Source organism: uncultured Porticoccus sp. (assembly GCF_913061305.1).
Lineage (GTDB): Bacteria > Pseudomonadota > Gammaproteobacteria > Pseudomonadales > Porticoccaceae > Porticoccus.
Genome location: NZ_CAJXST010000002.1, coordinates 243,141 through 257,121 on the forward strand (window position 1 = coordinate 243,141; position 13,981 = coordinate 257,121).

Annotated in this window: 13 protein-coding genes; 8 read left to right on the plus strand and 5 right to left on the minus strand. The window is 55.6% G+C overall.

The features are described 5' to 3' along the window. The first annotated feature begins 32 nt into the window (after positions 1-32). The 5 genes from QZ516_RS03210 to QZ516_RS03230 are packed head-to-tail and all read left to right on the plus strand — an operon-like array spanning position 33 to position 6,681. On the plus strand, positions 33-1,127 hold the full coding sequence (locus QZ516_RS03210; protein ID WP_297186115.1) for an efflux RND transporter periplasmic adaptor subunit: 1,095 nt from the start codon (positions 33-35) through the stop codon (positions 1,125-1,127). Further along, entirely contained in the window at positions 1,124-4,273 is a 3,150-nt protein-coding gene (locus QZ516_RS03215; protein ID WP_297186117.1) for an efflux RND transporter permease subunit, read from the plus strand. Before QZ516_RS03210 ends, QZ516_RS03215 begins: the two co-directional genes overlap by 4 nt. Before the next feature lie 14 nt (positions 4,274-4,287). Beyond that, entirely contained in the window at positions 4,288-4,629 is a 342-nt protein-coding gene (locus tag QZ516_RS03220) for a hypothetical protein (RefSeq protein WP_297186120.1), read from the plus strand. Between the two features lie 3 nt (positions 4,630-4,632). Further along, positions 4,633-5,262 carry a uracil-DNA glycosylase family protein gene (locus tag QZ516_RS03225; protein WP_297186123.1) on the plus strand — a complete coding sequence of 210 codons (630 nt, stop codon included), beginning with the start codon at positions 4,633-4,635 and terminating at the stop codon, positions 5,260-5,262. A 48-nt stretch (positions 5,263-5,310) separates the two neighbouring features. Next, on the plus strand, positions 5,311-6,681 hold the full coding sequence (locus QZ516_RS03230; RefSeq protein ID WP_297186126.1) for an HD-GYP domain-containing protein: 1,371 nt from the start codon (positions 5,311-5,313) through the stop codon (positions 6,679-6,681). Between the two features lie 53 nt (positions 6,682-6,734). On the opposite strand, the gene greB is transcribed toward QZ516_RS03230, so the two are convergent. The 4 genes from greB to QZ516_RS03250 are packed head-to-tail and all read right to left on the minus strand — an operon-like array spanning position 6,735 to position 10,594. Next, on the minus strand, positions 6,735-7,268 hold the full coding sequence (gene greB, locus QZ516_RS03235) for a transcription elongation factor GreB (protein ID WP_297186129.1): 534 nt from the start codon (positions 7,266-7,268) through the stop codon (positions 6,735-6,737). 11 nt (positions 7,269-7,279) lie between these two features. Continuing rightward, the gene (locus QZ516_RS03240) at positions 7,280-9,238 is read right to left on the minus strand and encodes a S9 family peptidase (RefSeq protein ID WP_297186132.1); all 1,959 of its coding nucleotides are present in this window, start codon (positions 9,236-9,238) and stop codon (positions 7,280-7,282) included. Positions 9,239-9,241: 3 nt separating this feature from the next. Continuing rightward, positions 9,242-9,565, minus strand: coding sequence for a stress response translation initiation inhibitor YciH (gene yciH, locus QZ516_RS03245; protein WP_297186134.1), 324 nt, complete (start codon positions 9,563-9,565; stop codon positions 9,242-9,244). A gap of 30 nt (positions 9,566-9,595) precedes the next feature. Then, positions 9,596-10,594: an NAD(P)H-quinone oxidoreductase gene (locus QZ516_RS03250; RefSeq protein WP_297186137.1), complete on the minus strand. Its 999-nt coding sequence runs from the start codon at positions 10,592-10,594 to the stop codon at positions 9,596-9,598. Positions 10,595-10,941: 347 nt separating this feature from the next. Here QZ516_RS03250 and QZ516_RS03255 point away from each other — a divergent pair, with 347 nt between their 5' ends. The 3 genes from QZ516_RS03255 to QZ516_RS03265 are packed head-to-tail and all read left to right on the plus strand — an operon-like array spanning position 10,942 to position 13,644. Beyond that, entirely contained in the window at positions 10,942-11,799 is an 858-nt protein-coding gene (locus tag QZ516_RS03255) for an ion transporter (RefSeq protein ID WP_297186140.1), read from the plus strand. 3 nt (positions 11,800-11,802) lie between these two features. Next, positions 11,803-13,278, plus strand: coding sequence for a cardiolipin synthase (gene cls, locus QZ516_RS03260; RefSeq protein WP_297186143.1), 1,476 nt, complete (start codon positions 11,803-11,805; stop codon positions 13,276-13,278). Positions 13,279-13,332: 54 nt separating this feature from the next. Continuing rightward, positions 13,333-13,644, plus strand: a complete 312-nt coding sequence (locus QZ516_RS03265; RefSeq protein ID WP_297186146.1) for a hypothetical protein — start codon at positions 13,333-13,335, stop codon at positions 13,642-13,644. A gap of 44 nt (positions 13,645-13,688) precedes the next feature. Here the strand turns inward: QZ516_RS03265 and QZ516_RS03270 are convergent, their stop codons facing one another. Beyond that, positions 13,689-13,880: a CopG family transcriptional regulator gene (locus tag QZ516_RS03270; protein ID WP_297186149.1), complete on the minus strand. Its 192-nt coding sequence runs from the start codon at positions 13,878-13,880 to the stop codon at positions 13,689-13,691. Positions 13,881-13,981: the final 101 nt, after the last annotated feature.

A 13,981-nucleotide genomic window follows, 5' to 3' on the forward strand; every position in this document is an offset into this window, starting at 1 on the left:
TGCGAGCTGTGGTGCTCTGTGGGAGAACATAATTGAATGCCAATGTGAAAATCGCACTGGTGATCCTGGTGTTAATCATCATCTGGTTTGTCAGTGGATTGGTGACGGGTAACAGCGAGATCACACCAGCAGACGACCCGGCGGTTGCGGACGAGCTGACCAAGGTCAGGGTTCGCTGGGTGGAGGCAGAAGATTATTCCCGCCAGATTTCCGCCCGGGGCAGGACGGCGCCGAATCGCCATGTGACTTTACGGGCTGAAGTCAGTGGCCGGGTGATAGCGGTGCCCGCCGACAAGGGGCAGGCGGTCGATGAAGGCGATACCATTTGCGAACTTGCCGAGGAAGACCGCGAGCAGCGGGTGCTGGAAGCCCAGGCAGCGGTCGCTCAGGCGGAAATCGACTATCGCGGAGCCCTGAAGCTGAAGGAGAAGGGTTATCAGTCTGATTCGGCCATTGCCCAGGCCAATGCACGTCTGGAAAGTACCAGGGCAGCACTTCGCCTCACGGAAATCAATTTGGCCAATACCCGTATTGCGGCCCCCTTTGCCGGTTTTGTCGACGATCGGCCCGTGGAGGTGGGCGATTACATGGACCGCAATCATATCTGTGCCGAGATCGTGGAAATGAACCCGCTGAAAGTGGTTGCGCGCCTTTCGGAACGCGAAGTGGTTCGCGCCGAGGTTGGTGGTAATGCATCGGTACGGCTGGCCACGGGGCAGTTGGTGACCGGTGAGGTGACCTATCTCAGTCACCTGGCCGAACCGCAAACCCGCACCTATGAAATGGAGATCACCCTGCCGAATCCTTCTTTCCAGCTTCGCGCCGGTGTGGCCAGTCAGGTGATGGTGGCCACCAATGTACTTCGGGCCCACCGTGTACCGGCATCGCTGTTGGCGCTGGGTGATGGTGGCGAGCTTGGCCTGAAAATCGTCAACCGGGATGATCGGGTGGACTTCGTGCTGATCGATCTGGTCGGCGATGACGGTGAGGGTGTCTGGATTGCCGGGCTACCGGAGCGCACCCGCGTTATCACCGTCGGCCAGGAATATGTTTCCGCAGGTGAGCAGGTGGCGGCAGAAGAGGAAGAAGCGGCCCCTGTTTTGCCGGAGGGTCAGTCTGCCCAATGAAACTCCTCGAGCAGGCGATCAGTCGCGCCAGGGCTACCGTATCGATTCTGCTGTTTGTATTGATAGCCGGCGTGGTCGCCCGTTACCTGATCAGCGTTGACCTGAATCCCGATGTGACCGTGCCGGTGGTGATGGTGACGGTGACGCATCAGGGTATTTCCCCGGAGGACGCCAACCGCCTGCTGGTCAAGCCGCTGGAAATCGAATTGAAATCACTCGACGGGGTGGAAGAACTCACCACCCGTGCCCAGGAAGGCTCGGCTTTTGCGGTTGTGGAATTTGAGATCGATATCGACATCAGCGCCGCACTGGCGGATGTGCGTGAGGCGGTGAACCGGGCCAAGGCGGAATTCCCCAATGATACGGATGAGCCGATCGTCAACGAGCTGTCGGCATCCCCTGAGCCGACCCTGGTGATTGCCTTTTCCGGCGAACAGCTTACCGAGCGCGAGTTGTTTCACATTGTCCGCAATTTGCGGCTGGAGATAGAATCCCTGCCGGAAATTCTGCAGGCGAATCTGTCGGGTGATCGTGAGGAGGTGGTTGAAGTGCTGCTGAACCCCTCTGCACTTGAACACTACAACATCACGGCTGATGAACTGTTGAAAACCGTGGCGGCCAATAACCTGCTGGTTCCGAGTGGTGAGTACGACACGGCCAGCGGCCGTTTCGGGGTCAAGGTGCCGGGTCTTATCGAGGGGCGCGAAGACCTGATGGGTCTGCCGGTGAAGTCCAACTCAGAGGGGGTCGTCACGCTGGCGGATGTGGCAGATGTTCGCCGTACCTTTAAGGATCCCACCACCTTTAGTCATATCAATGGTCGGCAGGCCATGGCCATTGAGGTGTTCAAGCGCAACCAGGCCAATGCCATCAAGTCTGTCGCCTCGGTCAAGGCCCTGGTTGAGGGTTCGGCGGGCACCCTGCCTCGGGGCGTCCAGATCGACTATATTTTTGACGCGTCTGATTTCGCCCTGCAAATGGTCAATGAGTTGCAGGGCAACATTCTCACCGCTGTTGCTCTGGTGATGGTGGTGGTGGTGGCCGCACTGGGTTTGCGCTCCGGGTTGCTGGTGAGTCTCGGTATTCCCTTTTCGCTGTTTGGTGCAACGATTGTTGTCTACCTGCTCGGCTACAGTTTTAACTTTATGGTGATTTTCGGACTGTTGCTGGCACTGGGGATGCTGATTGATGGGGCCATTGTGGTGGTGGAATACGCCGACCAGAAAACCCTCTCGGGTATGTCGCTGCGCGATGCCTATCTGACAGCAGTGCGCCGTATGTTTATGCCGGTGGTTGCCTCGACGGCAACGACACTGGCCGTTTTTTTACCGCTCATGCTCTGGCCGGGAGTGGTGGGAGAATTCATGTCCTACCTGCCAGTGACAGTTTTTGCGGTGCTCAGCTGGTCGCTGTTGTATGCCCTGTTGTTTGTGCCGGTACTGGGTGTGCTGTTTGGCCGAAAAAAATATCAGCTGGCACCGGCAACCGATATCCCGGTCAGGGGGAAGGCTTACCTCGGCAAGCTTGGCAATGGCTACGGCAAGTTTATTGGCTGGGCCCTGACGCAGCCAGTATTGACGATAGCTTCGGTGCTGCTGCTACTGGTGACGATTTTTGTACTCTACGGCACGTTTGGTCGTGGGGTGGATTTTTTTGTGGAGACCGAAGACCGCTACGGGATTGTGTCTGTGCAAGCCCAGGGCAATTTGACCATAGCCGACATGGCGCGACTGTCCCGGGAGGTCGAACTCCGGGTAATGGCCGTACCCCATGTAAAAACCGTGTACGCGGCGAGCCGGGGCAGCAGCATTGGTGGCAACCTCGAGCGGGCCAAAGATCAGATCAGTAATATCCTGGTTGAGTTGGGGCGGGCCAGTGATCGCGACCGCACCAGCCGCGAAGTCTATGCCGATGTTCGTCGCGCCGTGGCCGGTATGGCGGGTATTGATGTGACGGTTAATCCGGTTCAGGGTGGTCCGCCGGTGGGTAAGGATATCCAGCTGCAGCTTTCTTCTTCCAATCGGGGAATTATGCGGGAGGAAGCCCGCCGGATTCGCTATTACCTGGAGAATCAGATGACCGGCTTGCGGGATATCGAGGATACCCTGCCTTTGCCCGGCATTGAGTGGGAGCTGGTGGTCGACCGCGCCGAAGCCGCGATGCTGGGCGTCGATACCCTGCAGGTGGGCAATATGGTGCAGTTGGTGACCAATGGTATCAAAATCGGTGAATTCCGGCCCGATGATGCAGAGGAGGAAGTGGAAATCAGGGTGCGGTATCCAGCGGCAGACCGCGGTCTGTTTGCTCTGGATGAACTGCGGGTTACAACGCCTTCCGGAGCCGTGCCGGTCAGCACCTTTGTTGAACGTAAACCCCGGCCCAGGCTGGACAGCATCCAGCGGATCGACCGGAGTGATGTGCTGTTTGTCAGAGCCAATGCCGAAGATGGTGTATTGCCGGATGACAAGGTGAAGGAAATCGCCGCCTGGCTGGAAACCGCCGACATCAATCCTGCTGTGAAAATCGCTTTTCGGGGTGCCAATGAGGAGCAGGAGGATTCCATTGCGTTTCTCGGTGTGGCCTTCCTGATGGCGCTGTTCCTGATGCTGATTCTGATGGTCATGCAGTTCAACAGTTTCTACCAGGCGTTCCTGATTCTGTCGGCCGTGGTGATGTCCACGGCCGGTGTCTTGCTGGGTTTGCTGGTGATGCAACAGCCGCTGAGTGTCTTGATGTCGGGCATCGGCATCGTGGCGCTCGCCGGTATTGTGGTGAACAACAATATTGTGCTGATTGATACTTACAATCATCTGCGGCGGGAGGATAGTCATTTGAGCGCGCTGGATGCCGCTGTTTCGGCCGCCATCACCCGGCTGCGCCCGGTATTGTTGACCACGGTCACAACAGCGGTGGGATTGCTGCCATTGGCCTGTAGTGTCAGTCTGGACTTTATTCACCGACAGATTGAGGTGAACGGTGAGCTCGCTTCATGGTGGCAGCAATTGGCCGCCGCGATCGTCAATGGCCTGCTGTTCTCGACGATTTTGACACTGGTGTTCACCCCGGCCATGCTGGTACTGCCCGAGTTTTTGCGGGCGCGTGTTCTGCCTCGGCTGTCTGGCGTGCCAGCTCAGCAGTCTGATTGATGGTGGTTGGTCCTATGAAAAAGCTTTTTTCCCTGTTTTTTTACAGTTGGAGCACGGTGGCCTTTTTGGTCTCTCTGGTGGCATTGCTTGTCCACCGGGACTTCGTCTGGCTGGGGGTTTTGCTGTCATCCGGTGCACCCCTTCTGAATGGTATCCGCCCCTACGATAACGGCTATTCGATCAACCGAAAATTGCGCCAGCCTCTGGTGTCCCTGTTCGTCATGTCGGGGGTGGCCTGGGTGTTGTTGACTGTTGCCGGGGGGGCATGGCCACTGTGGCTGGTGCTGGGTGTTCTGGGCGGTTTTCTGCTCAATACCTACTGGGCCAGTGTCGACGACAATGAGCTTCGGGGTTGATTCGTGAGTCATCCCGTGGCGGAGGGCGGTGCCTTGGTGCTTCGGGATCTGCTGACCGAGGTGCGAGCCTGTACCCTGTGCAGGGATTTGCCGCTGGGGCCTAGGCCGGTATTGCGCGCGGAATCGACGGCCCAGATCCTGGTGATTGGCCAGGCGCCGGGGACCCGGGTGCACGCCAGTGGTATTCCCTGGGATGATCCCAGTGGCGATCGGTTGCGCCAGTGGCTTGGGGTCAGCAAAGCACAGTTTTACGACGCGGGATTTTTTGCGATTGTGCCGATGGGTTTTTGCTATCCGGGGCGGGGAAAATCCGGTGATTTGCCACCCAGGGCAGAATGTGCGCCCACCTGGCATGAGGCGATACTGAAGCGGTTGCCACAGATATCCCTGACCCTGTTGATCGGCCAATATGCCCAGCGCTATTATCTTGAGGATACACAACACCGGACGCTCACTGAGCGGGTCCGCCACTGGCGGGCTTGCCTGCCGGGTACCCTGCCTCTGGTTCATCCCTCGCCTCGCAATCGATATTGGCTGGCTCAAAACCCATGGTTTGAAGCTGAACTGGTACCCTATTTAAAACAGGAGGTTGCAGTGAGACTCAACGCACGTGAAAGGATGTTTGCCGATTGAGCTTTTTTTCAGTGGTCTGTTGCATCACACCGATATCAGGGATTAGACATGAGTAACCAGTTTCTCGATCGATCAAATTTTATTCGTGTGCCGGTCAGCGGTTTGAAGCTGGGCATGCTGGTGACTGAGTTGGATCGCCCCTGGCTGGAAACACCGTTTTTGTTGCAGGGTTTTGTGATACGTCATCCCTCTGAAATTCGCAAATTGCAGGAGTACTGTGATTACGTGTTTGTGGAAAAGGAAGGCCGCCTTTGGGGTGAAAAGAAAGATCCGTTCAGAGCCAGTTTTGGCCGTTCAAAGCGCAGTGTAGCCGCCAGCTCCGGTGGTAATACCCTGCACAAAAGAGCGCGCGTTGATAATGACAGCTCTTCGCTTATTCAGGCAATGAATTCCCGGCCGGAGTACCCAGCGCAGAACACGGTGGAAAAGGAACATCCCGTGGCGCGCAGGGCCTACCAGGCCGCCCATAGCCAGGTGGAAAACCTGCTGGAGCAGGCCAGGCTCGGCAATGTCCTGGATACTCAGGGGGCTAAAGATGTCGTAGGCAATTGCATTGACAGTATCTTGCGCAATCCCAGCGCGCTGTTATGGATGGTGAAAATCAAGCACATGGATTACTACACCATGGAGCATTGCCTGAACGTCTGTATCCTCGCCATCGCGTTTGGCCGTCATCTCCGGCTACCCGAGAATGAGCTGATCAATCTCGGAGTTGGTGGTCTATTGCACGATGTGGGCAAGATGCAGATACCGGACAAGATTCTCAATAAGCCAGGCAAGCTGACTGAAGAAGAGTTTGTCTTAATGAAGACTCACCCTGAGGAAGGACGCAAACTGCTGATGAAGTCTCAGGGTAGCCTCAGTTCTGCTATCGATGTAGCCATCAATCATCATGAGCGAATGGACGGCAAGGGCTACCCTCGCGGATTGTTTGCTCACGAGTTGTCCAGTTATGCCCGCATCATTGCCATCGTGGATGCTTTTGATGCCATGACAAGTGAGCGCTGTTATGACGAAGCCCGATCTACTCTGGAATCACTGAAAGAGATTTACCGGCATCGCGGTACCCACTTTGATGAGGGCCTGGCACTGGAGTTTATTCAGCTGATGGGCCCCTACCCGCCAGGGACAATCGTCGAGTTAGGGAATGGTTATGTCGGTATTGTGCTTTCCTCACAAACCAAAAAACGCCACTTGCCCAACGTCAAGTTGGTGCTCGACAGTGATAAACAGCCTATTCCTGAGGAATTTATAGATCTGCTGGATGTGGAGCGTGACACGGTGCCCCGTGAGTGGCTGATTCATCGGGTGTTGAAAGATGGTGAACACGGCGTGTTCCTGAAAGACTATCCGGTGAAAACGGCTGAAGCCAGCAGTCACGTTTCCGAAAATCCTGGGCTCCAGGGCGATCAGGATTGATCGCAACAGTTGGCAGAACAGGGAAATATTTCCAGAGGCACGGTCTGTACCAATCAATCCACAGCCGGTTTTTCCCGGTTGCCAGCGCGGGGTGTGTAACAGATTTCACTGATCAGCCACAGCGCCGCGGTGCCCTTGATGGCCAGAGATATCTCATCATTGAGGCACTTGCCCAGGAGTTGTCGTCCCAGTGGTGAATCAATACTGATTTTATGTTGTGCGGGGTCAATTTCATCGGCACCCACCAGCCTGAAGCGATGTTGGTTTTCCTGCGCATCTTCGAGGGTGACCCAGGCACCGAAGTAAATCTTGTCGCGGTTCTCGGGTTGTCGGTCCACGATGGTGAGTTCATCGAGCCGCTTGCTCAGATAGCGTACCCGCCGGTCAATTTCCCGCAGCCGTTTTTTGCCGTAAATATAATCACCATTCTCCGAGCGATCGCCATTTTTGGCGGCCTCATGGACGGCGGCCGTGACCACTGGGCGCTCCACTTTCCAAAGCTGGTGCAGTTCTTCCCGCAATGCCCGAGCGCCCTCCGGTGTGATATAGGGTGCGCTTCTGGCGACGGGTGGCCGGTATCTGCCCATGGGTTAGCAGTCTATTCCTGAAGATTGTGTATGGAAATGGCTGGCAGTTCATCCGCGGGGGTAAAGCCGAAAACCTTGCCGTAAAAATACAGCTCTGCCTCAAGTGCCTGGCGGATCGTCTCCGCCTTTCTGAAACCATGGCCCTCGTCGGCAAAGGGCAGATAGGCCACGGGCAGGTGTTTTTCTTTCAGTGCGTTGACCATGGTCAGCGCTTGCTCCGGTGGTACCACCCGGTCGTCCAGCCCCTGGAAAAAAATCACCGGGCAATGGAACTTCTCTGCGTGGTAAAGCGGGGAGCGGTCACGATAGATGGACTGTTTTTCCGGATAGGGACCCACCAGACGGTCGAGGTAGCGGGACTCGAATTTATGGGTGTCGCGGGCCAGTGTTTCGAGGTCGCCAATACCGTACAGGCAAGCTCCCGCCTTGAACAGATCCCGAAAGCACAGTGCGGCCAGCACCGTATAGCCGCCGGCACTGCTGCCCCGGATAGCAACTTTTTGTGGATCGACCTTTTGCTGTTCGATCAGGTAGCGAGCACCTGCGGTCACATCTTCCACATCGACGATACCCCACTGGCCCTGGAGTTGTTGCCGGTATCGACGTCCATAACCGGTGCTGCCCCGGTAATTGACATCCAGTACGGCAAAGCCCCGGCTGGTCCAGTACTGGATTTTCAGGTTGAGGGCGGAACCGGTCGCCCCGGTTGGACCGCCATGGCAGACGACGATGAGCGGCGGCAGGCTGTTGACCGGACCGTTGAACCCGGGGTTGGCCGGTGGGTAAAAGAATCCGTGGGCGATGTCTCCCCCGCTGGTTGGAAAGCTGACCGGTTGGGGGTTGGACAGATAACCCGATTGAATAGCCGGTGAACTGCTCCTGGCCAATACACTGAGCTGGCCTGGTTGAGTATCCCTCTCGCCGATATCCAATTGTGCCAGCTCTGCTCCCCGGTTGGCGGATGCCCCCACCAGCCATGCGCAATTGCCCTCACAATAGAGGTCAGAGATCTGGGCGTAGTCGGTTGAAACCGGCTGCAGTGTCTGGCTGCCGGGCGGTAACATGGCCAGTTGCCAGCTCCCCTGCTGTGTATAACTGCAGACCAGTGTCCCGTCGTCGCAGAAACCATAGTTGGACATGCCCAATACCCAGAGAGGGGTGGCGAACTCGGCCACCATCGGCAACAGGGCCGAGGTCTGATCGCTATCGGGGTCCCAGCGGTACAGATTCCACCAGTTGTCGCGGTCGGAGATAAAACACAATCGGTTATCCGGTGACCAGCAGGGCTGTACAATCGATTCAAGGCCGCTACCGGCAAGCAGGCGTGGTGTCCTGGGGTTACCGTCGGCATCCAGTTCTGCCAGCCAGAGCTGGGTGTTGTCCCAGGGTAAATCCGGATGGTTCCAGCTGACCCAGCACAGCTGCTCACTGTGGTTGTCGAGCCTTGGATAAGCGTAAAAGTCTGCGCCTTCACAAAGCCGTTGAATGGCCATTGACCGGTCCAGTGGCACCGAGACCAGAAGATTTTCCGGCTCACCCGGTTGTGCATGGTTTTCTGCCACGCAAATCAGCCGCTGGCGTTTGCGATCCAGACAAAAATCGGCAAATCGGTAGTCACTTTCCGGCGTGAGCGGCAGGGGGATTGAATCGCGCACACTCAGGTCCTGAGCGTAGAGACGCTGATCGTCCTGAAGGCAGAAGTAAAGCATGTCGTCAGCCACCAGGTAGGGTGTGCCGCCGTATTCGTGTACTTTGCTGCGGGCGCTGAGGGGTGGATTGAGAACGTCCCGAACATTACCCTTCGGGTCTTTTTGTACAATGACCGATCGACCGTTTTCCCACGGGCGGGATTCCAGCCAGTATAGATTGCCGCGATCCACTCGAGGCCAGGCGTACCCCGGCACAGCGCTAGTGAGTAACGCGGGGACAATGGGGGATGCCCAGCTACCGTAAGGCGCGGTTACCGACATCGATCAGCCCCCGGCAAACTTTACGGTATGGCCCTGACTGGCCAGCGTGTCACGAATCTTTTCACGATGGTCACCCTGAATCTCGATAATGCCGTTTTTGACACAACCCCCGGTACCGCAAAGTTCCTTGAGTTTTTTTGCCAGGGGCTTCAGCTCGCCGTCGCTCATTTCGAGACCACTGATTGTGGTTACGCCTTTGCCTTTTCGGCCGCTGGTTTCACGGCGGATCCGCACAATGCCATCACCGGCAGGTCTGGCCGGGACAGGATTGTTGGATTTGATACGTCCACTCTCCGTGGAATAAACAAGACGGGATTCTTTACTCATGGTGACAGGGTTTTCCAGAGTTCAGGACAGTTAGTCCAGTGTGAGTACAATTTTGCCAATATGCTCGCTACTTTCCATCAGTTGATGGGCTTTGGCGGCCTGGGCCAGTGGAAAAGTTTCATTGATAACCGGCGCAATGGCACCATTTTCCAGTAATGGCCAGACCTTATCCAGCACAGACCTGGCTATCGCGGCTTTTTCCGATACCGGGCGGGCCCGCAGGGTAGAGCCGGTCAGTACCAGTTGTTTCAGCATGACGGGCATCAGGTCCACTTCCAGCCTGGAACCCTTGAGGAACGCGATTGACAGGATGCGTGCGCGAAAGGCTGCGGCATGGATATTCCTGCCGATATAGTCACCGCCCACCATATCGAGAATCACGTCTGCACCGATACCACCCGTGAGCGCTTTCACCTCTTTAACAAAATCCTGTTTCCGGTAGTTGATGGCGGCTTCGGCACCGAGTTGCAGGCAGTAGTCACATTTTTCATCGGTGCCAGCCGTAGTGAACACGCGATGATCCAGCATATTCGCCAGTTGAATGGCGGTGGTGCCGACGCCGCTGCTGCCGCCATGAACCAGAAGGGTTTCACCGGGCTGCAGGGTGTTCTGCTGGAACAGATTGCTCCAGACCGTAAAGAATGTCTCCGGAATGGCCGCGGCTTGAATCAGATTGAAGGGCGCGGGTATGGGTAGGCAGAGGGTTTCATGGGCAATGGCATACTCGCTGTAACCGCCGCCATTGAGGAGTGCGCACACCGATTGTCCCACCTGCCAGTTCGCTTCGTTCCTGCCGACGGACACAATTTCCCCGGCGACCTCCAGACCTGGAATATCCGAGGCTCCTGGCGGTGGTGGGTATCGCCCCTGGCGCTGCAGAACATCAGGCCGATTGACACCCGCAGCCCGCACGCGAATCAACACCTCGTTATCACCCGGCGTGGGCACAGGGCGACGGGTTGCAGTAAGCACCTCCGCTGAACCCGGTTTGCCAATTTCAATACATGCCATTTCCCGGGGTAATGTCATGATCAGCTCCAGATTTGAATAAGAAGAAAGCCAATACAGAGTAATGCACCAGTCGCCGGCAAACCCAGCTGTAATGGACCCTGTTGTCGCTCTCGATAATGTAAGGATAACAGGGATAGATTGAGGAGGGTAAACACCACTCGTATCAGCGAGCTCGTGGTTTTGGGCAGGGTGGTTGGCAGGTTCATGGCTAAAGTATAGGTGGTGATAGCATGGGCGGAAGCGGGATGGTCGAATTTTTGGCAGCCGTCTTTACTACCCAAACCGGGTTGCAACCATTAGGATTGGTCAATCTGTCGGTAGGTCGGCCTATTATCAAAAAAACAAAGGGGAGTCGCGGACACACTATGGGAAAACAGCAATTACGCGAACAGCTTTACCGGATCATTTTTGGTACAGATACCAAGGCGGGGCAACGCTTTGATATATTTCTGATCTATGCCATTTTGACCAGTGTGTTGGCCGTCATACTGACCACAGTTGAATCTCTCAGTAGCCGTTACGCGCTGTTGTTTTTTTCTGTGGAATGGTTTTTTACAGCGCTGTTCACGGTGGAATATGGCCTGCGTATTTTCTGCTCCCCCAACCGCCGCAAATACCTGTTCAGCTTTTATGGTCTGATTGACCTGATTTCTATTATCCCATCCTACTTGGCCCTGTTTTTTACCGGTGCCCATTATTTGCTCATTATCCGCCTGTTGCGGGTATTGCGGGTTTTTCGGGTATTGAGGCTGGTTCGCTATCTGTCTGAAGCCGATGTGCTGATGCGCTCCATCAATCAGGCCCGGCGGAAAATTTTTATCTTCTTTTTCTGTGTGTTGGTATTGAGCACACTGTTCGGTTGCCTGATGTACGTCGTGGAAGGCCCCGCAAATGGCTTTACCAGTATCCCCAAGAGTATTTATTGGACCATCGTGACCCTGACCACCGTGGGTTTTGGCGATATCACGCCCCACACAGTATCAGGGCAAATTATTGCCACGCTGGCGATGCTGACCGGTTATTCCATCATTGCCATTCCCACGGGCATCATCACGGCTGAACTGGCCGGTGAAATGCAGCGGGAAAAATCCCTGTATCCCTGCCCCAACTGCGTCAAAGCAGGTCATGACCGGGATGCCAGTTTTTGCAAATGGTGTGGCGCGGGCCTCGCCACCAGTGATTCCAATCCTGATAGTCCACCTTCGACCAGCGGGGGAGACTAACCAGTGGGTCATTGGCTCTGGCCGCCCCTGGTGTTGATTGGTCAGGGCTGGCAGTGGATCGGTCAGTTCTGGCTGCCAGTTTATATTCTGACTGTGATATTGGGTGTGGTGCTGGCAATCGAGGCCATTTTCAAAGCTCGCACAACCCAGGGGGCCATTGCCTGGTCGTTGGGACTGGTTTTTTTACCGCCGCTGGTGGTGCCTGTTTATCTCCTGTTCGGGCAGCGGCGGTTCTATGGCTACGTGGAAGCACGCCGCAGGGGTGATCTGGAAATACAGCGGATCGCCCAGAAACTGTTATCGGAAATGTCACAGGACTTCAGTCTGCCCGGAGAGGCCTCGCCCGCGGTTCAGCTTCTTGAGCAGTTGGCACTGATGCCATTCACCCGCGGCAACCGGGTGTCATTGCTGATCAATGGGGGGCAGATTTTCGAGCGTATCTTTGCGGCGATAGACAGTGCCGAAGACTACATACTGGTGCAGTTCTATATCGTTCGCGACGACCGCTTGGGCAACGAACTTCTACAACGGCTGGCGGTAAAAGCCCGCCAGGGCGTCAGGGTTTATTTTCTCTTCGACGCAATCGGCAGCTTCAAGTTGACGCGCCGTTATTTGCGAGTCTGCCGGGAAGCGGGGATCACCATTGAGTCCTTTCGTACCTGGCGCTGGCGTAAACGTCGGCGTTTTCAAATCAATTTTCGCAATCATCGCAAGGTGGTTGTCGTGGATGGGCGGTGTGCCTTTGTTGGCGGAGCCAATCTCGGCGATGAGTATCGCCACCGCCATCCTCGTCTCAAACCCTGGCGGGATACGCATGTCCAACTGGAAGGCCCGGCAGTGAAAGGTGCACAGGTTTCCTTTCTGGAGGATTGGTATTGGGCGACCGGCGAGGTGCCCGCCATGAACTGGCATCCGGAGGGGATGCCGAATGATCAGCGGGTACTGGTGCTGCCGAGCGGCCCGGCGGATCTGCTGGACTCCTGTCAGTTGATGTTTTTAAATGCCCTCAACAGCGCCAGGGAGCGCATCTGGATTGTCAGCCCCTATTTTGTCCCCGATGAATCCATCAGCAATGCCTTGAAGCTGGCTGCGCTGCGCGGTGTGGAGGTGCGGCTTATGCTGCCGGGTATTACCGACAACCGGCTTGTTCAGTTATCTTCCTTTGCCGCTCTGATGGATATGCAGCATGCCGGTATTCAGGCTTTTCAGTATCAGCGCGGTTTCCTGCATCAGAAAGTTGTGCTGGTGGATAGTGATCGCGCGTATGTGGGAACCGCCAATTTCGATAACCGTTCGTTTCACCTTAATTTCGAGATTACCGTGATGGTCAGGGACCGGGCATTTGCCGGCGAGGTGGAGGCGATGTTGCTGGACGATTTCAGCGGCTGTCGGCCATTGACGGTCGAATCGCTGGAAAAACGCAGTTCGGCATTCCTCGCGTTGACAAAATTGGCAAGATTGTTCTCACCAATCCAATAGAGCGTCACAAAATAGGGTACGATAGTCGCCCATACAACGCTGTTGAGAAACATTATGACGCTGACTGCCGAACTCCTGGGCGAAACGTCCCCCTATATCTACAACCTTGTTTACGATGTCGATGTGCGCCTGCTCTTTATTGAGTGTCTCAACGATCCTGCAGATGAAGAGCCGTCCCTGCGTATCGTCTTCCCCGAGATTATCAGTTATGCCGAAAGCAATCAGCCAGATGCGCTGGATGATGAACTCATGGATGATCTGGTCAGCATGGACTGGAGCAATGAAAATCAGGTGACAATCCTGACCTGCAAAAAAGAGATTATTCTGGAGCTGACAGGCAAGCCGTTTACCGAACAAATCAGCTGATCAAGGCTTCGTTGTGCCGTGCAGGGATGGGGTCTACAGCACTGTCAGCCAGTTTTGTCTTCATCGCCAAAGACTTCATTTCGCCAGTCAGGCCCCAGATTGTCTTCGACATATTCCCGGATGAATTGCCGAATCTTTTGGGAAGGGGTGACATCTTCGTTGGCGCAGAGTCGTTCAAAGACGGCTTTTTTCTTCGGGTCAATCAGTAGCGTCAATCTGGCAGTTCGATTTTCCATCAGGTGATTCTCGCTGGAGCGGTTTTCAGTTATTATGTTAATTGAATGTTAATTTGTCTGGTTCGTAAACTCAACAGTTTCTGCCGCTTCAGGTTTTCTCT